Here is an 18,224-nt window from a genome sequence, read left to right on the forward strand (position 1 = left end):
CCCGGGCGGAGCGGGCGGCTCTCACGCCGCCCGCTCCCGGGCCTGCTGCGCCGCCACCAGCACCGTCCGGGACTGGTGCTCCACCTGATGCTCCAACGGCACCCAGCGGGCCCGGAACCGCGCCGCGAAGGCGTCGCACCAGTCGGCGACGAGGTGTTCCAGCCGCGGTGCCGCCCGGTCGTCCGTCTCCCGCAGCACTCGCAGCAGCATCGCCGCGGCACGCAGCGGCAGCCGCCGCCCGAAGGCGTCCACACTACCGACGTACGCCATCGTCGTGGCGGCCGGCGGGGTGTGGATCCAGTCCTCGGCCAGACCCGGGATCAGCTCCAGCGCCCAGCGCGACGCCCGCAGCAGCGGACCGTCCGCGCCGTCGAGCCGGGGCAGCGCCTCCGCGAGGATCCCCTCCACCTCCAGCGAGTCCCGCAGCAGCCGCTGCGCCAGGCGCCGCATCGCCGCCGCCGGCGCCGGGTGCGGCGCCGGGTCGTCCACCAGGTCACTCGCCCACATCGGCACCTCCACCACGGCCGTCAGACCGCCGTAGCGGTGTGCGTGGTACCAGGTGCTGTGCCGGGCGTCGTCCGGCATGCTCGGGTAGGCGGCGCCCGTCTCCGGGCCGGGCATGACATGCACCCCGGGGCCGGAGGCCGGCCAGCCGGCGGCGTCCGAGGCGCCCGTCTCCACCGGGATGTGCAGCTGCGCCGCGGACTTGGCGAACGGCTCCGCGAGCCCCGGCACGTCCCTGGTCAACTGCACCCAGCTGCCGCCCAGATCGGTGCCGTGCAGCGTCACCTGGAGGTAGGGCCGCAGCTCGTCGATCACCCCCTTCAGCGCCCGGGTCTCGGGCGGCAGCCGGTCCGGCGGCAGCACGGACGGCGACCACTCCGGCTGCTCGGCGCCCGTCGGCCGGTAGAAGCCGAGGTGGTAGTCGAGCAGGCTGCGCGGCGCCGGCGTCACATGCAGGCTGGCGCCGTCCGGGTCCGCGCACAGCAGGAAGTGCCAGGACGTGTCCGCCCGCAACTCCCGCTCGGCCAGTACGCGTTCTGCCAGCACCCGCAGGGTGGAGCCCCCGGTCGGCTCGTTGGCGTGGGCGCCGGCGACCACCAGCACCGCCCGCCGGGCGTGCCCCACCGACAGCAGGTGCAGGGGTCTTCCCGCGCGCGAGACGCCCACCCGCCTGAGCGAGCACAGCCCCGGTTGCTGAGCCGCCAACGCCTGTGCGGAGGCGATCAGTTCGGGAACGCTGGGATAGCGCAGCTCCGGCAGAAGACTCACCCCCGACTTGTTCCGCCCGGCTTCGCCCTCCAAGTCCCGCACGGGATGGGTGAACTGTCAAGCATGCGGCGGGGGAGGCTACCGGGGGCGCCCGGACGGAATCGCGGGGGCGCGCCCGGTGCCGTGCGTGCCGTGCGGTCACTGCTGGTGCAGGCCGCGTCCCACGAGCGTCAGGAACATCTCGTGATGCAGGCCGAGCACCTGCTCGCCGCCGGCCTCGGTGACGACCTTCACCAGCCGCCCAGCCCGTGCACCATCCCCTTGGCCACGCCGGTCAGCGGTATCGCGTTGACGTCGACCCCGCGCCCACGCGCGCGTGTCGCGGTCTCGCTCGGGCCCACCGAGGCGGTCCGCGGCGCGGAGTACGTCACCCGGGGCACGGCAAGCCTGGTCCACCGTGGCGACGGCAGCCCGGCCGGCGTCTCGGCGGCCGGCAGGCCCTCCGCGAACGAGGCGTGGGCGAGCCCGGGGGAGGGCGGCGGCAGCAGGTCCCCGACGACATGGATGCCGGCACGGCCGTCTCCGGCCGGTTCCGGTCCACCGGTACGACGAACCCCCGCGCGTCCGTCGCCGGGCCGCCCGGACGTCCTCCACGAGCCGGTGCTGACTGCGGCCCACGGCCCGCCCGATCCACCGGCATGCCTCGGCCGCCGCCAGATCCAGGACCTCGGCGACCGGCACCCGGCCGACGGCCACCAGCAGCCGCTCCGCCTCCACCGTCCACGCCTCCACCGTCCACGCCTCACCGCGCGCGGTGCGCACACGCGCGCGTACGCCGCCTTTCTCGGCCCCGGCCCTCCGCGCCCGCCCGCGACCGCCCAGGGGACCCCGTGACGCATCCGGCTTCCAGCGTCCTGCCCGGCCCCGGGCAGCCCGGGCTCATCCCTCCCCGGACCGCTCCAGCAGCACCACCGGCAGCCGGTCGAAAAGGTCCGCCACGCGCGTGTCGCCCGTGAACTCCCGCTCCGGGGCGAGCACGTCCGTCCACCGTCCGGGCGGCAGCGTCAGCCGGGTCTCCTGCCAGCCGCCCGCCTCCGCGAGCCGCAGCGACAGCCGGGTCACGGCTGTCACCACCTCGCCGGAGCGGGCGAACGCCACACAGTGGCCGGCCGCCGGGCCCTCGGCGGGCAGCGGGTCGTACGAGGCGGACGCGCCGAAGGCGCCGGGGCGCCGGGCGCGCAGCCGCAGCGCCGCCGCCGTGAGCGCGTCCTTCTCGCCGGGCACCTCGGGCGGGAACGCCACCGGACGCCGGTTGTCCGGGTCCACCAGCGCCCGGTACTCGCCCTCCGTGCCCTGGTACACGTCCGGCACCCCGGGCATCGTCAGATGGACCAGGGCGGTGCCGAGCACGTTGGCCCGGATGTGCGGCTCCAGCGCCTTGCGGAAGGCCGCCACACGCTCGCCGGGCGGCCCGCACGGGCCTGCCGCGACGAACGCGGCCACCGCCTCCTCGTACGGCGGCTCCTGCTCCGTCCAGCTGGTGTACATGCCCGCCTCGCGCACATGCTTCAGCAGCGCCTGCTGCACCCGCTCCTCCTCGGCCGGCCCCAGCCCGAACACCGTCTGCCAGGCCGCCCAGGCCAGCTGCCCGTCCGGCACGCCCGCGCCCTCCTCGGGCCGGTTCACCTCGGCCAGCAACTCGGCCCACCGGTCGGGGCACTCGGTGAGCACGGCCAGCGCGGCGCGGACGTCGGCGCTGCGCTTGGTGTCGTGCGTGGAGACCACCGTGCCGGTGACCGGCCAGTCGCGCTGCACGCGCGCGCAGTACGCGTGGAAGTCCTCCGGCGACACCCCGGGCCGGGCCGGATCGCCGCCCACCTCGGCCGACGACAGCAGCGGCACATAGCGGTAGAACGCCGTGTCCTCCACCGACTTGGCGCGCAGCGCCGACGCGGTCTGCGCGAACCGGGTGCGGAACTCCACGCGGTCGGCGTGGTCCGGCGCGGACGGGTCCCCGGGCGGCTCGACCAGCAGCCGGCGCACGATGCCGACGGCCTCGGCCTCCTCCGGGACCGCGAAGGCGAGCCTGGCCTCCTCGGCGGCCTCCTCGGTGACGACGGCGGCCGCGTCGGCGGAGGCGTACGGCCGGTACACCCGCATCCGCACCAGCAGCTCCTCCACGGCCGTGCGCAGCGCCCAGGGAGCCCGGTCGCGCAGGGCGAGGTCCGGCGAGGACGCGCACAGCCGGCCCGCCACCCGGGTGAGCCGGTCGGTCTCGGCGGCCAGCTCGTGCGTGAGCACCTTGTAGGCGGCCCGCCGTGCCGTCGCGTCCCAGTTGCCGCCCCGGTCCGTCTGGGGCGCCGCGAACGCCCGGTACCGGCCCAGCAGTTCGTACGCCCCCGTCTGGTCGGTGAACAGGCCGTCGACCTGGCGCAGGGCGTCGTAGCCGGTGGTGCCCGCGACGGGCCAGGACGCCGGCAGCGGTTCGCCGTCGGAGAGGATCTTCTCCACGACCGTCCACCGCCCGCCGGTCGCCTCGTGCAGCCGCGCGAGGTAGCCGTCGGGGTCGGCGAGCCCGTCGGGGTGGTCGACGCGCAGTCCGTCGAACACGCCCTCGTGCAGCAACTGGAGGATCTTGGCGTGGGTGGCGTCGAAGACCTCCGGGTCCTCCACGCGCAGCCCGATCAGCTCCGAGATGCTGAAGAACCGTCGGTAGTTCAGCTCGGTACGGGCCAGCCGCCACCACACCGGCCGGTACCACTGGGCGTCCAGCAGCTCGGGCAGCGGCAGGCCGAGGGTGCCCTCGCGGAGCGGGAAGGCGTGCTCGTGGTAGCGCAGCACGTCGCCGTCCACCACGAGGTGCTCCAGCTGCGAGCCGACCGGACCGCCCAGCACGGGCAGCAGCACGCGCCCGCCCTGCGCCTCCCAGTCGATGTCGAACCAGCGCGCGAAGGGCGAGCCGGGACCCTCGCGCAGCACCTCCCACAGGGCACGGTTGTGCCGGGGGGCCATGGCCATGTGGTTCGGCACGAGGTCGGCCACCAGGCCCAGACCGTGCTCCCGCGCGGTCCGCGCGAGCGTCCGCAAGCCCTCCTCACCGCCCAGTTCCTCGCGCACGCGCGCGTGGTCGACCACGTCGTAGCCGTGCAGGGAGCCGGGCACGGCCTCCAGGACGGGGGACAGGTGCAGGTGCGAGACGCCGAGCGACGCCAGGTACGGCACGGCCGCCGCGGCGGCGGCGAACGGGAACGCGGGCTGGAGCTGGAGCCGGTAGGTGGCCGTGGGCACCTCCGGTCCGGGGCGCGCAGAAGTCATGGAAACGTACGTACCCAGCCCGCCGTCTTTCGTGTCATCTGTCCCCGCACGGACCCACGCACGCGTGCCCGGCTTCGGACGCGGGCAACGACGGGGAGACCGGATCGGCGCCGTGCCCGGGACACCCGGCCTCAGAGGATCGCACTGGCCGGAGCGCTGCTGCCGCGCGTCGTGCCCGGGGCGGCCGCCGGGCGCCGGCGCTCGCCCAACCGGCCTACGCGGGGGCCGCGGCGACGGCGCCGGTGGCCGGCTGCGACACTGCCCTCGCCCTGCACCCCCGCGGCCCGGCTCGTCGCCCCGACCCGCGCGGACCGCGCCAATCGCCCCCCGGCGGCCCATGAGGCCGCCATGGGCTTCCCCCGTTACGTCGGCCGCTGCAGCACCGTCAGGCTGCGGTCGGGCAGAGTGAGCCGGTCGCCCGCCCCGACCTTCGGCCCGGAGCCCGGTGGCACCCCGTCCGGACGGGCCGTGTCGACGACCACCTGCCACTGCCGGCCGTGGTTGACCGGCACCAGGAAGTCCAGCGGACCGGGGGAGGCGTTGAACATCAGCAGGAACGAGTCGTCGGTGATGCGCTCCCCGCGCGCCCCGGGCTCGGAGATCGCGTTGCCGTTCAGGAACACCGTCAGCGCGGACGCCCGCGCCGAGTCCCAGTCCCGCTGGGTCATCTCGGCGCCCTCCGGAGTGAACCAGGCGATGTCGGACAGCTCGTCGTGGGTGCCCGCCACCGGGCGGCCGTGGAAGAAACGGCGCCGGCGGAAGGCCGGGTGGTCGCGGCGCAGCCACACCATCGCGCGCGTGAACTCCAGCAGGTCGCTCTCCAGGGACTCCGGCCAGTCCAGCCACGACAGCTCGCTGTCCTGGCAGTAGGCGTTGTTGTTGCCGCCCTGGGTGCGGGCGAACTCGTCGCCGTGGCTGATCATCGGCACGCCCTGGGACAGCATCAGCGTGGCGATGAAGTTCCGCATCTGCCGGGCGCGCAGCGCGAGCACGTCCGGGTCGTCCGTCTCGCCCTCGACGCCGCAGTTCCAGGACCGGTTGTGGCTCTCGCCGTCCCGGTTGTCCTCGCCGTTGGCCGCGTTGTGCTTGTCGTTGTACGCGACGAGGTCGTGCAGGGTGAAGCCGTCGTGGCAGGTGACGAAGTTGATCGAGGCCAGCGGGCGGCGGCCGTCGTCCTGGTAGAGGTCCGAGGAACCGGTCAGCCGTGAGGCGAACTCCGCGAGCGCCCGCGGCTCGCCCCGCCACAGGTCCCGTACCGTGTCCCGGTACTTGCCGTTCCACTCGGTCCACAGCGGCGGGAAGTTGCCCACCTGGTAGCCGCCCTCGCCCACGTCCCAGGGCTCGGCGATCAGCTTCACCTGGGAGACCACCGGGTCCTGCTGCACCAGGTCGAAGAACGACGACAGCCGGTCCACCTCGTGGAACTGCCGGGCCAGCGTCGCCGCGAGGTCGAAGCGGAACCCGTCGACGTGCATCTCGGTGACCCAGTACCGCAACGAGTCCATGATCAGCTGGAGTACGTGCGGGGACCGCATGAGCAGCGAGTTCCCGGTGCCCGTGGTGTCCATGTAGTAGCGGGGATCCTGCGCGAGCCGGTAGTACGACGCGTTGTCGATGCCCTTGAAGGACAGCGTCGGGCCCAGATGGTTGCCCTCGGCGGTGTGGTTGTAGACGACGTCCAGGATGACCTCGATCCCGGCCTCGTGCAGCGCCCGGACCGCCGACTTGAACTCCAGCACCTGCTGGCCGCGGTCGCCCCAGGAGGCGTACGCGTTGTGCGGGGCGAAGAAACCGATGGTGTTGTAGCCCCAGTAGTTGGTCAGGCCCATGTCGACGAGCCGGTGGTCGTGCACGAACTGGTGGACCGGCATCAGCTCAAGCGCCGTCACCCCGAGCTTGGTCAGGTGCTCGATCAGCGCCGGATGCGCGAGCGCCGCGTAGGTGCCGCGCAGCTCCTCCGGCAGCCCCGGATGACGCATGGTCAGCCCCTTGACGTGCGCCTCGTAGATCACCGTGTGGTGGTACTCGGTGCGCGGCGGCCGGTCGTCGCCCCAGTCGAAGTACGGGTTGATCACCACCGAGGCCATGGTGTGCGGGGCCGAGTCCAGGTCGTTGCGGCTGTCCGGAGCGCCGAAGTGGTAGCCGTACACCTCCTCGCCCCACCGGACCGAGCCACTGACCGCCTTCGCGTACGGGTCGAGCAGCAGCTTCGCGGAGTTGCAGCGCAGCCCGCGCCCGGGGTCGTACGGGCCGTGCACCCGGAACCCGTACCGCTGTCCCGGCATCACGCCCGGCACGTACGCGTGCCGCACGAAAGCGTCGCTCTCGCGGAGTTCCACCGCCGTCTCCGAGCCGTCGTCGTGCAGCAGACACAGCTCTACTCGGTCCGCGGCCTCCGTGAAGACCGCGAAGTTGGTTCCGGCGCCGTCATAGGTGGCGCCGAGCGGATACGCCTGTCCAGGCCAGACCTGCATGGCTACGACTCTCCCAGGTGTGCCGCCGCCCGGGGGCCGCGTTGGCCCCCGAGTCGCACCGAATTGACGGAACCTCCCGTGTCTTGCGTCCCTCTTACCCACCGACCAGCGCACATGTCGGCTCTCGTACCCGCCGTGTGCCGAACCAGTGGGGCAACACGTACTCCCGTGAACCACGGGGAGCAGGGGGAAATGTGCGTGAGACAGTGCACCGCCGTCTGGGGACGTTAGTGGCCGCAGGGGCCGTCGCGGCGGTGGGGACCGCCGCGATGGTCGCGCTCACCCTGCCGGGCACGGCGGGGGCGGACACCTCGGCGGGCGCGCGGGGCGGCGGTACGCAGGCCGGTCAGGGCGCGGACGCGGTCCGGCCCGGTGCCATCGAACGGGCGCCCGCCGAAGGGGCCAGGGGCACCGGCCGGGATCCGCTCACCGACGACGAGATCCGGCGGGCCGAGAAGATCGCCCTGAACCGGCCGGTGCCGGCCACGGGGAAGAACGTCGCCGGCGGCCGCGGACCGCAGCGCCTGAGCGTCGACCTCGCCGAACCCGAGCCCGGCGAGGCGGACGACCCGGCCGCGCCGCGACGGGCCGACATCGCCTTCTACGACTACACGAACGACACCCTCGTCACCAGGACCGTCGACCTGGACACCGGCAAGGTCGAGCGGACCGGTACCCAGCGCGGCGTCCAGCCGCCGCCGAGCCGGGACGAGAACGCCGAGGCCGCCCGGCTCCTGATCGCCTCCCCGCTCGGCGCGGGCCTGAAGGCGGACTACAAGGACGCCACCGGCGAGGAGCTCACCTCCCCGGACCAGCTACTGCTGAGCGGCGGGATCTACCGGGCCGCCCCGGGCGCCCAGCCCGCCCTCCTCGACCCGTGCGGTGTGCACCGGTGCGTCCGGCTGTTCACCAAGGTCAGGAACGGTCCCTGGATCGACACCAGGTCCCTGGTGATCGACCTGAGCGCCCGCAAGGTCGCCGCCCTCGACCGCCGCTGACCAAACGTTTCCTCATACCCGCACCTCCTGTAAGGGAGCCATTTCGTCATGCCCGAGTACGGATTACGCCGTGCCCGCAGGGCGGCGGCCGTCGGCCTGACCGTGGCCGCGCTGGCCGCCGGCGCGACGACCGCCGCCGGACCGGCCGCCGCCCGCCCGAGAACCGCCGCCGCGCCCGCAGCCGACTGCAGTGCCGCCTACCGCATCGAACAGGAGCTCTCCACCGGCACGACCTGGCGCATGTGCTGGCACTACGACAGCAAGGCCGGTCTCGTCCTGGAGGACGTCAGCTACCAGCCCAAGGACGAACCGAAACCGATCAAGGTCCTGAACAGCGCCAGGCTCGCCCAGATCCACGTCCCCTACGACGACGGGAAGAACGAGTACAGCGACCTGACGGACGAGGACTTCGCCCAGTCGCTGATGAACCTCTCGCCCGCCGAGTGCCCCGGCGGCACCATCAGGACCGTCAAGGTCCCCGACGCCGTGGACCCGCGGCACCCGAACGTCCAGGGCCTGTGCACGACCACCCGCGCCCGCGGCCACGCCTACCGCATGCACGACGACCTCGGTACGGGCAAGGTCTACCAGGCGCAGGGCAAGGACTTCCTCGTCTACACCGTCAACCAGGTCGGCTGGTACGAGTACATCACCGAGTGGCGCTTCCAGGACGACGGCACGATCGCCATGAACGTCGGCGCGACCGGCAGCCTCTCCTGGGACGACTACGACTCCGGTGACGGACGCGGCTGGCCCCTCGGCAAGGGCGCCAAGGCCTATGCCACCAGCCACAGCCACAACGTCTTCTGGCGGCTGGACTTCGGCCTCGACGGCTCGTCCAAGACCAAGGTCGAGCAGTACGACTCGGCCGTGAGCCCGCGCGCCGGCGGACAGCAGGGCCCGACCACGAAGACCACCCGCACCGACATCACCAGGGAACTCGCCGGCGACCTGAAGGACTACCGCTGGTGGCGGGTGGTCAGCGCGACCGGCAAGAACAAGGACGGACACGCACGTTCGTACGAGGTGGTCCCCGGACCCAGCACCAAGTACCTCGGCCGCGCCTTCACCAGGCACGACCTCTACGTCACCGAGTACGACCCGTGCGAACTGTTCGCCAGCGACAACCCCAGGTGCGGCCGCGGGCACCCCGCATCCGTCGACCGCTGGGTCGGCGGACAGACCCTGACGCACCCGGTGATCTGGATGAACGTCGGTTTTCACCACATCGCGCGGGACGAGGACCAGCAGCCCATGCCGGTGCACTGGCAGGGCTTCGCCATCGTCCCCCGGGACGTCACCGCTATGAATCCGCTCACTCCGCGTGACCTGGCATGGCAGAACGGCCATTGGGAACCGCGTAGTTGAGCAAAACAGTTGAGAAACCGACCTGTCCATCCGGCTGCACCGCCCACCCCTCGCGGAGTACCCTTCCTTGATCGTTGAGACGGGAAAGGCCCGGGGGATCGGAAGGCGGTGCACGGGTGGGCTCGGGAGGCCTGGAGCTGCCCCCTGGTGACGAGGGTCACGAGGGGAACTCCACAGACGTCCCGCCCGGCGCGGTGTCCCTGGCGCGCCCGATGGACGCGGGGTCCATCGGGCCGGAGCTGGACTGGGACGCCGACGCCTGGCGCGAGGTGCGCACCCGCGCCCAGCGGGCAGGCCGGGCCTATATCTGGCTGAACCTCGTCGAGCAGCGGCTGCGCGCGGTCGTGGCCGCGGTGCTGCGTCCCATCTATGAACCCGTCCACGGGGACGACTGGGTGGTCGCCGCGGCCGGTCCGGCCGGGCAGGAGTGGGTGCAGCGCGCCGTCGCCGTCCGTGAGGTCAGCCGCCGCAAGGGCTACCTGCTCGACCCGGCCGACGACAACGTGCTCAGCTTCCTCACCCTTCCCCAGCTGCGCGAGCTGATGGTGCAGCACTGGCCGTGCTTCGAGCCCTACTTCGACGAGCGCCGCGACCTCGAACTCGCCCTGGACGAGCTGGAGGTGACCCGTAACGTCGTCTCCCGCAACCGGGCGCTGTCCGAGGCCGTTCTGAGCCAGGCCGAGCGCGCCTCCGCCCGGCTCCTGGAGACGCTCGGCTCGGGCGGTGACGTCCCCTCTGCGCGCCGGCTGCCCGTGGACGCGGTCGAGAACCTGGTCGGCGACCGGTACGCGGACGTCGTCGCCGTCCACTCCGACCGGGTGCGGCTGATGCGCCAGTTCCCCGCCGAGGACCTCTTCGGCGGCGCCCGCCGCCTCGACGCCATCGGTATCGGCCTCAATCTGCTCGTGCAGAACTTCTCCGGCCGCCGGCTGGTCCGGCTCGCCGAGACGGGCTGCCGGGTACGGCTGCTCTTCCTCAACCCGGCCTCCAGCTCGGTCAAGCGCCGCGAGCGCGAACTCGGGATGAAACGGGGCGAACTGAGCCGCTCCGTCGAGATGAACATCCTGCACATGCGCCGGGTGCGCTCCCGGCTGCGCGACCCGGGTGCCTTCGAGATCCAGGTCTACGACGAGACGCCGCGCTTCACCGCCTACCTGGTGGACGGCGACGGCGCGGACGGCATCGCCGTGGTGCAGTCCTATCTGCGCGGGGCGCGTGGGATGGAGTCACCGGTGCTGGTGCTGCGCAACGGAAGCAAGCTGGTCACGTCGGACGACGTGGGTGAAGCGGGGCTGTTCCCGACATACCGCGAGGAGTTCGAGTTGGCTTGGGCGGATTCACGTCCTGTGTCCTGATCCCGTGTCCTGAACGGTCCACCGGCGCAAGCGGAAGGCGACCCTCGGATTGTCAGTGCCGCGTGCGATGGTGGAGGCCACTGGGGGAAAGCACCACCAAGAAGGGGGGCCGCCCATGGGCTGGCACCGGGAGCTGCTGATCGGCTTCGACCTGGAGACGACCGGGACCGATCCGCGCGAGGCACGCATCGTCACCGGCGCGGTGATCGAGGTCAGGGCCGGTGAGCCCATGGGACGCAGGGAATGGCTGGCCGATCCGGGCGTGGAGATCCCGGCGGACGCGGTGGCGGTGCACGGCATCAGCAACGAGCGGGCGACGACCGAGGGGCAGCCCGCCGACCGGGTGGCCGACGCGATCGCCGACGTCCTGGTGGGGTACTGGCAGTCGGGCGTCCCGGTCGTCGCCTACAACGCGGCCTTCGACCTCACCCTGCTCGCCGCCGAACTGCGCCGCCACGCCCTGCCGTCCCTCGCCGACCGCCTGGGCGGCGCCGCCCCCGCCCCGGTCGTCGACCCCTACACCATCGACCGCTGGGTCGACCGCTACCGCCGCGGCAAACGGAACCTGGAAGCGGTCTGCGCCGAGTACGGCATACGCCTCGACGCGGCCCACACGGCCCCGGCCGACGCCCTCGCCGCCGCGCGCCTCGCCTCCGCGATAGCCGACCGCCACCCGAAGATCGCCTCCCTGAGCCCGGTCGAGCTCCACCAACGGCAGATCGAGTGGTATGCCGCGTGGGCGGCGGACTTCCAGGCGTTCTTGCGCCGCAAGGGGGATGAGGGGGCGGTGGTGGACGGGGCGTGGCCACTACGGGAGTTGGCGGCGGTGTCTGCTTAGCCGCGGGCGCGAAGACACCGGAACACTGTCAGAACGGGTACCAACGGACCATCTCGTCCCCGGCCCGCAACGACTCCACCCGTCGCCGGAATTCGTTCCGCGCCTTCGGATTGCTCGGCGCGTGCTGGGCCACCCAGGCACAGCTGGCCGTCTCCCGAGCCCCGCGGAGCACACCGCACCCGTCCCACTCCCGCACATCCCACCCGTACGCCTCGGCAAAGGAGTCGTACGCCTCGGCTGGCAGCCCGTACCGGTCGCGGGAGAGGGCCATGACCACCAGGTCGTGCTCGCGCAGGTCGGCGGAGAAGGTCTCCAGGTCGACCAGGACCGGCCCGTCCGGCCCGATGTGCACATTGCGGGGCAGCGCGTCCCCGTGGATCGGGCCCGGCGGCAGATGGGGCGTCAGGGCGGCCGCGGCCGCCGCGAAGGAGTCCCGGCGCGCGCGGAGGTAGGCCGCGTCCTCGGGATCGATCGCGTCGCCCGCGAGCCGCAGCCAGCGCTCCACACCGCCCAGCAGCTCACGGGGCGGCAGAGCGAAGGGAGGAGAGGGAAGTGCGTGCACCCTCCGCAGCAACCGCGCCAGGTCCCGCGGCTCGGCGGGCCGTACCGGGTCGGACAGCCGGTGCCACACGGTCACCGGGTGGCCCTCGACCAGCCGTGGCTTCGGCTCCGCGGCCCGTACCGCCGGCACGCCCGCCTCGGCCAGCCAGCCGGCGACGTCGAGCTCGCGCCGGGCCCGCTGCAGCAACTCGGCGTCGCGGCCCACCTTCACCACCAGATCGCCGGCGGCGAACACCGCGTTCTCGCCGAGGGCGAGGAGAACCGCGTCCCGGGCCGGCCCCGGCAGCACTCCCGCCGTGGCCAGTACGTCCCGTGCCCGTGCCTCGTCCATCGTGCCTCCGTGCCGCGCCGCCGTCCCGTGCCCGTCTCTCCGGCCAGTCTCGCATTCGCACAGGTCGGGCGGTGTGCGCGGGCCCTTGACGAGGTACCGGACCTTCATGACCATGAACACGTCAATCGGAGCAGGCGGGGAGGGGCTGAACGCGACACACCCGGACATCAGGGTCGAGTACGTCCCGGGCAGTTGGGACGGCGTCCACGACCAGCTGCTCACCTCCTTCGAGGGCGGTGAGGCCCCGGACGTCATCCACGACGCCCCCGACGACCTCGCCGACTTGGCCTACGGCGGCTACCTCGCCGACCTGACCGATCTGCTGCCCGCTCGCCTCAAGTCCGGCATACCGCAGGCCACTTGGGGCACAGCCACCTTCGGGCACGGCAGCTACGGCGGGGCCTGGCCGCCGAAGGAACCCGTCTCCGCCACGCTCAACCTCCCCCCGTCGGCGGCCGGGCCGGCTCTTCCGCACAGGTGCGGACGGCAAGGTGACCGTGCACTTCGCCGCCGCCGACCCGGTCGTACCCCGCACGGTCCACGGCCAGGTCGCCGTCGACCGCAGCGCCCCCGCCTCGACGCCGGGCAGCGGCGGCTCGGACACCCTGCCCGGCTTCTTCGCCGGCCGGTACGCGATGGTCCCGCTGGGGTTCTCCTACCGCCGGCGGATCGTGCAGCAGGCACCGAAGGGCTTCAGCTGGGACGTACTGCCCGCGTCTCGCCCTCGGCGACTGGATGCTGCCCACCGGCACCCGGGCCCTGCGGGACCCCGCCCTGCACGTTACGACGTACGGCTGGGCGACCGGCACCGCCCTGGCGGACCGCCTCCGCCCGGCACCCGCCCAGTCCGTCCGCGGCCGTCCCGAAGGGAAGGACAAGGTGGCCACCCCTGCCCTCCAGGAGTGCTACGGCGGCGCCATCGGCCTCGCTGACCCGCGCAGACGCCTGGAGAGCGACGGCAGCCTGGTCCTGGCCCGCTTCCAGCGCTGAGCGGGGGGATGAAATCCCTTTGAACGAGACGTCTCGTCTCGTTTATGTTGGACGGCATGACCGAGCCCGCCCACATCGCCATGTTCTCCATCGCCGCGCACGGCCATGTGAACCCCAGTCTGGAGGTGATCCGCGAACTGGTGGACCGGGGCCACCGGGTCACGTACGCCGTCCCGCCGGTGTTCGCCGGGAAGGTGGCCGCCACCGGGGCCCGGCCCGTGCCGTACAGGTCCACGCTGCCCGGACCCGACGCCGCCCCGGAAGCCTGGGGCACCACGCTGCTGGACAACGTGGAGCCGTTCCTCGCGGACGCGATCCAGGCGCTCCCGCAGCTCGCGGCGGCCTACGCGGGCGACGAGCCCGACCTCGTGCTGCACGACATCGCCTCCTACCCGGCCCGCGTCCTCGCCCACCGGTGGGGCGTCCCGGCGATCTCCCTCTCCCCGAACCTGGTCGCCTGGGAGGGCTACGAGGAGGAGGTGTTCGAGCCGATGTGGGCCGAGCCGAGGCAGACCGAACGCGGGCGGGCCTACGAGGCTCGATTCGCGTCCTGGCTCGCCCAGCACGGGATCACGGAGCGATGGGATTCCTTCGTCGGCCCGAGACGCTCGATCGTGCTCATCCCCAGGGCCCTCCAGCCGCACGCCGACCGGGTCGACGGGACCGTGCACACCTTCGTCGGCGCCTGCCAGGGCGATCGCGCCGACCAGGGTGACTGGCAGCGGCCCGGCGGCGCCGAGAAGGTCGTGCTGGTGTCGCTGGGCTCCGCCTTCACCAGGCAGCCCGCGTTCTACCGCGAGTGCGTCCGCGCCTTCGGTGACCTGCCCGGCTGGCACCTGGTCCTCCAGGTCGGCCGGCATGTGGACCCCGCCGAGCTGGGCGCCGTACCGGAGGGCGTCGAAGTGCACGGCTGGGTGCCGCAGTTGGCGGTCCTCCGGCAGGCCGACCTGTTCGTCACGCACGCGGGCGCGGGCGGCAGCCAGGAGGGCCTGGCCACGGCCACGCCGATGATCGCCGTACCGCAGGCCGTCGACCAGTTCGGCAACGCCGACATGGTCGCCGTACCGCAGGCCGTCGACCAGTTCGGCAACGCCGACATGGTCGCCGTACCGCAGGCCGTCGACCAGTTCGGCAACGCCGACATGCTCCAGGCCCTCGGCGTCGCGCGCCGGCTGGACACCGAGGAGGCCACCGCCGACCGCCTCCGCGAGACCGCGCTCGCCCTGGTGGCCGATCCGGAGGTGGCCCGGCGCCTGAAGGACATCCGGGCGGAGATGGCCGAGGAGGGCGGCACGCGTCGCGCGGCGGACCTGATCGAGGCAGAGCTGCCGGGCGGAGCGGGGGAGTAGGCCACCCCGCCCCGAAGGGGCGCGGAGTTGTTTCGACATGCGGCTCCGCCGCATGGACGCGACAGCCCCCGCGCCCCTTCACTCGCGTACGGTCTCGACCACCCCGGTGGGCAGGCGCGGAATCAGACCGGCACCCGCTCCCCCTCCTCCCGCACCCGCCGGGAGGCGACCGGCGCCTCGTCATGGGTGAGGTCGGGCAGGCGGCGCAGCCACTTCGGCAGGTACCAGTTGCGCTCGCCGAGCAGGGCCATCACGGCCGGCAGCAGCACACCGCGGATGACCGTCGCGTCGATGAGGACCGCCGCGGCCAGGCCCACACCCATCTGCTTCATGGACTGCATCGACAGCGTGCCGAAGATCGCGAACACGGCGACCATGATGACCGCGGCGCTGGTGACGACCCCGGCCGTGGTCACCACGCCGTGCCGGATCGCGTCCTTCGTCGTACGGCCGTTGATGCGGGCCTCGCGGATCCGGGAGACGACGAACACGTGGTAGTCCATCGACAGCCCGAACAGGATCACGAACAGGAACAGCGGCAGCCAGGTCACGATCGCGCCGACCCCCTGCGCGCCCACCAGCGAGGCACCCCAGCCGTGCTGGAAGACCGCGACGAGGACGCCGTACGCGGCGCCCACCGACAGCAGGTTGAGCACGATCGACGTGATCGCCACGGTCAGCGAGCGGAACGACAGCAGCATCAGCAGGAAGGCGAAGACGATCACGAACGCGAAGACCGGGACGACGGACCCGAGCAGCTGGTCGTTGAAGTCGTGGTTGCCGGCCACCTGTCCGGTGATCGGCGCCTGCACGCTGTCGACCTTGCCGAGCGTGGCGGGCCGTACCTCGTCGCGCAGCTTGTCCAGGCTCTTCACGGCCCGGTCCATGTCGGAGCCGCCGACCAGCGGCACGGAGACCAGGGCGACGTTCTGCGCGTCGTGCACACGGATGTCGACCGGGCCGCGCGAGGCGCCGGAGGCGATCGCCTGCCGCTTGAAGTCGGCGAGGGCCTGCCGGACCTCGGGCGCGCCGATGTCCTTGGCCCTGACCACGACCTGGGCCGGGTCACTGCCGCCCGGGAAGGCGTCGTTGATCCGGTTGTACGTCTGCACGATCGGCAGCGACTTCCCGAACTCCTGGTCCAGGGTGAGCTGCTGGGTCTTCATGCCGAGCGCGGGCGCGGCGACCGCCAGCAGCGCGCCGGCCGCCACGACGACGGAGACCAGCGGCCTGGCCAGCACCGCGCGCAGGACGGCGGTCCAGACCCGGCTGCCCTCGCCCGCGGCCCGCTTCCGGTTCCGGCGGCCCAGGAACGGGATACGGCCCTTCTCCACCCGCTCACCGAGCAGCGACAGCAGCGCCGGCAGGACCGTCACCGAGCCGACCATGGCAACGGCGACCACCATCAGCGAGGCCAGACCCATCGCCTCGAACTCGGCGAGCCCGGTGAAGAGCATGCCGGCCATCGCCACGCACACCGTGACCCCGGACACGATGACCGCCCGGCCGCTGGTGGCGGCGGCGATCCTGAGCGCGGTGCCCGGGTCCCGTCCCGCCTGCCGCTCCTCGCGCTCGCGGCGCAGATAGAACAGGCAGTAGTCGACGCCGACGGCCAGACCGACCAGCAGCATCACGGAGTTGGCGGTGTCGCTCATCGGCTGCAGATGGCTGACGATGCCCATCAGGCCCATCGTCGCCACGATCGCCGTGATGGCGAGGGCCACCGGCAGCAGCGCCGCCACCAGCGCCCCGAAGGCGATCAGCAGGATGCCGAGCGCCACCGGCACCGCCGAGTACTCGGCCTGCTTGAAGTCGTCGCCGAAGGCGTCCTTGTACTGCTTCTGCATGCTGGCGCCGCCGAGCTCCTCGATCCGCAGCGAGCCGTGCGCCTTCTGCACCCCGGCGACCGCGTCCAGCACCGGCTCGACCCGGTCGACCGCCGTCTTGGCGTCACCGCGCATGTCGAACTGCACCAGTGCGCTGCGGCCGTCCCGGGAGATGGTGTGCGTGTCGTACGGCGAGGTCACGGCCGTGACCTTCCCGGTGCCCTCGACCGCCTTCACCACGTCGGCGACGGCGGCCCGGAACTCGGCGCCCGTCGCACTCACTCCGGCGTCCTTGGACTGGATCAGGACGGTCTCGCCGGCCGGCTCCTTGATCCCCGCGTCGTCGATGATCCGGGCAGCGGTGTGCGTCTCGCCCTTGAGCTGGTTGTTCTCGTCGACGTCGACCCGGCCCGCCGCCGAGCCCAGCCCCATGGCCAGCACGACGAACAGCACCCATATGCCCACGGCCGCCCAGCGGTGCCGGGCGCTCCAGCCGCCGGCGCGGGCGGCCAGCCCCCGCACCGGCACGTCCCTGTTCCCCATCGCGGGTCTTCCCCCTCGTGTGCGGTGGCGACCCCCTGTCGCCACCTCTGCGCTTGCTCCGGTACGACCGTATGAGCCGGGTGAACGCGTCTCGTCGTGCTGCCCGGTGAACTCGGCGGGGCGCCGGTCCGCACTGGGGAGGACGACGGCCCCCTACACCTATCCGTGCTTCTCGGGGGCGCGTCTCGGGGTCGGCAGCCCGTTCCGCCGGCCGTCGGACGTGGGTTGTCCGTTCTGCCGCCGGCGCGGCGGTTTGTGATTACGAAACCTTGTTGAACAAGTCACAGCTGCGTGTAGAGGTTGATCCGGTGCCCGGCGATCGGCGAGAGTTTCGCGCAGCCCGCCCCGCGCGGGCCCGGCCGTCGTGCCCACCCCCACGGGGCACGACGGCCGCTCTACGCTGACCGGATGACGACCTACGCGGCGCTGTTGCGCGGAATCAACGTCGGCGGCAGCAAGAAGCTGCCGATGGCCGACCTCCGTACGCTGCTGACCGGCCTCGGTCACACCGGCGTACGGACCCATCTGCAGAGCGGTCAGGCCGTGTTCACCACCGGCCACGGCGACGAGGAGTCGCTCGCGGCGGAGCTGAGCCGGGCGATCGAGGAGCGGTTCGGCTTTCCGGTCGACGTGATCGTGCGCGACCACACCTATCTGAAGGCGGTCGTCGAGGCCTGCCCGTTCCCGGCCGCCGACCTGGAGGCCAGACAGCTGCACGTCACGTACTTCTCCGCACCGGTCACCCCGGACCGCTTCGCGGAGATCGACCCCGCCGCCCACCTGCCCGAGGAGTTCCGCCTCGGCGACCGCTGCCTGTATCTGTACGCCCCCGAGGGCCTCGGCCGCTCCAAGCTCGCCGAGGCGCTGTCCCGCCGCCCCCGGACCAAGGGCGTGATCGCCACGGGCCGGAACTGGAACACGGTGGTCAAACTGGTCGAGCTGACGGTTCCGGGAGCATGACGGCCGTTGCCGGCATCCCCTCGGGGCCGCAGCCCAACCGGTTGCCGGCCGGCGCCGTGGTACGGCAAGGCAGTTGATCTTCCGGCCGGTTCGGCGTTTCGTAG

At 72.6% G+C, this 18,224-nt stretch carries 10 protein-coding genes and 3 pseudogenes; 7 read left to right on the top strand and 6 right to left on the bottom strand.

Annotation, left to right across the window (positions count from 1 at the left end; all coding sequences use genetic code 11):
* Positions 1-21: 21 nt before the first annotated feature.
* The 4 genes and pseudogenes from SRB17_RS32805 to glgX form a co-directional block, all read right to left on the bottom strand.
* On the bottom strand, positions 22-1,272 hold the full coding sequence (locus tag SRB17_RS32805) for a M14 family zinc carboxypeptidase (protein ID WP_323376585.1): 1,251 nt from the start codon (positions 1,270-1,272) through the stop codon (positions 22-24).
* 138 nt (positions 1,273-1,410) lie between these two features.
* Positions 1,411-2,049, bottom strand: a pseudogene (locus tag SRB17_RS46815) (hypothetical protein); the annotation flags it as partial.
* 102 nt (positions 2,050-2,151) lie between these two features.
* Entirely contained in the window at positions 2,152-4,527 is a 2,376-nt protein-coding gene (treY, locus tag SRB17_RS32815; RefSeq protein ID WP_153543785.1) for a malto-oligosyltrehalose synthase, read from the bottom strand.
* Between the two features lie 362 nt (positions 4,528-4,889).
* Complete coding sequence (gene glgX / locus SRB17_RS32820; protein WP_153543786.1) at positions 4,890-7,001, bottom strand: glycogen debranching protein GlgX; 2,112 nt, start codon at positions 6,999-7,001, stop codon at positions 4,890-4,892.
* 194 nt (positions 7,002-7,195) lie between these two features.
* Here glgX and SRB17_RS32825 point away from each other — a divergent pair, with 194 nt between their 5' ends.
* The 4 genes from SRB17_RS32825 (at position 7,196) to SRB17_RS32840 (ending at position 11,560) form a co-directional block, all read left to right on the top strand.
* On the top strand, positions 7,196-7,999 hold the full coding sequence (locus SRB17_RS32825) for a Tat pathway signal sequence domain protein (protein WP_323376586.1): 804 nt from the start codon (positions 7,196-7,198) through the stop codon (positions 7,997-7,999).
* Positions 8,000-8,047: 48 nt separating this feature from the next.
* Entirely contained in the window at positions 8,048-9,367 is a 1,320-nt protein-coding gene (locus tag SRB17_RS32830; RefSeq protein ID WP_153543787.1) for a copper amine oxidase, read from the top strand.
* Between the two features lie 116 nt (positions 9,368-9,483).
* Positions 9,484-10,722: an SAV2148 family HEPN domain-containing protein gene (locus SRB17_RS32835; RefSeq protein ID WP_323376587.1), complete on the top strand. Its 1,239-nt coding sequence runs from the start codon at positions 9,484-9,486 to the stop codon at positions 10,720-10,722.
* 115 nt (positions 10,723-10,837) lie between these two features.
* A complete protein-coding gene (locus SRB17_RS32840) occupies positions 10,838-11,560 on the top strand; it encodes a 3'-5' exonuclease (RefSeq protein WP_153543789.1) in 723 nt (240 codons plus the stop codon).
* Between the two features lie 28 nt (positions 11,561-11,588).
* Here the strand turns inward: SRB17_RS32840 and SRB17_RS32845 are convergent, their stop codons facing one another.
* Positions 11,589-12,452 (bottom strand): phosphotransferase enzyme family protein, encoded by an 864-nt coding sequence (locus SRB17_RS32845; protein ID WP_153543790.1) that lies wholly within the window; start codon positions 12,450-12,452, stop codon positions 11,589-11,591.
* Between the two features lie 73 nt (positions 12,453-12,525).
* Here SRB17_RS32845 and SRB17_RS32850 point away from each other — a divergent pair.
* Together SRB17_RS32850 and SRB17_RS32855 are read left to right on the top strand one after the other, a co-directional pair.
* Positions 12,526-13,442 (top strand): annotated as a pseudogene (locus SRB17_RS32850) (extracellular solute-binding protein).
* 13 nt (positions 13,443-13,455) lie between these two features.
* Positions 13,456-14,791: pseudogene (locus tag SRB17_RS32855) on the top strand (macrolide family glycosyltransferase).
* A gap of 122 nt (positions 14,792-14,913) precedes the next feature.
* On the opposite strand, the gene SRB17_RS32860 reads toward SRB17_RS32855, so the two are convergent.
* A complete protein-coding gene (locus SRB17_RS32860) occupies positions 14,914-17,160 on the bottom strand; it encodes an MMPL family transporter (protein ID WP_153543792.1) in 2,247 nt (748 codons plus the stop codon).
* Positions 17,161-17,568: 408 nt separating this feature from the next.
* Between SRB17_RS32860 and SRB17_RS32865 the strand changes: the two genes are divergently transcribed.
* Positions 17,569-18,120 (top strand): DUF1697 domain-containing protein, encoded by a 552-nt coding sequence (locus SRB17_RS32865; RefSeq protein ID WP_153543793.1) that lies wholly within the window; start codon positions 17,569-17,571, stop codon positions 18,118-18,120.
* Positions 18,121-18,224 lie beyond the last annotated feature (104 nt).

The organism is Streptomyces sp. RB17 (assembly GCF_009604455.1).
Lineage (GTDB): Bacteria > Actinomycetota > Actinomycetes > Streptomycetales > Streptomycetaceae > Streptomyces.

Excerpts from the sequence above, each read along its gene's own strand:
- SRB17_RS32840 (WP_153543789.1), top strand. The coding sequence starts at position 10,838 with ATGGGCTGGCACCGGGAGCTGCTGATCGGCTTCGACCTGGAGACGACC.
- SRB17_RS32865 (WP_153543793.1), top strand. The coding sequence starts at position 17,569 with ATGACGACCTACGCGGCGCTGTTGCGCGGAATCAACGTCGGCGGCAGC.
- SRB17_RS32845 (WP_153543790.1), bottom strand. The coding sequence starts at position 12,452 with ATGGACGAGGCACGGGCACGGGACGTACTGGCCACGGCGGGAGTGCTG.
- treY (WP_153543785.1), bottom strand. The coding sequence starts at position 4,527 with ATGACTTCTGCGCGCCCCGGACCGGAGGTGCCCACGGCCACCTACCGG.
- SRB17_RS32860 (WP_153543792.1), bottom strand. The coding sequence starts at position 17,160 with ATGGGGAACAGGGACGTGCCGGTGCGGGGGCTGGCCGCCCGCGCCGGC.
- glgX (WP_153543786.1), bottom strand. The coding sequence starts at position 7,001 with ATGCAGGTCTGGCCTGGACAGGCGTATCCGCTCGGCGCCACCTATGAC.
- SRB17_RS32830 (WP_153543787.1), top strand. The coding sequence starts at position 8,048 with ATGCCCGAGTACGGATTACGCCGTGCCCGCAGGGCGGCGGCCGTCGGC.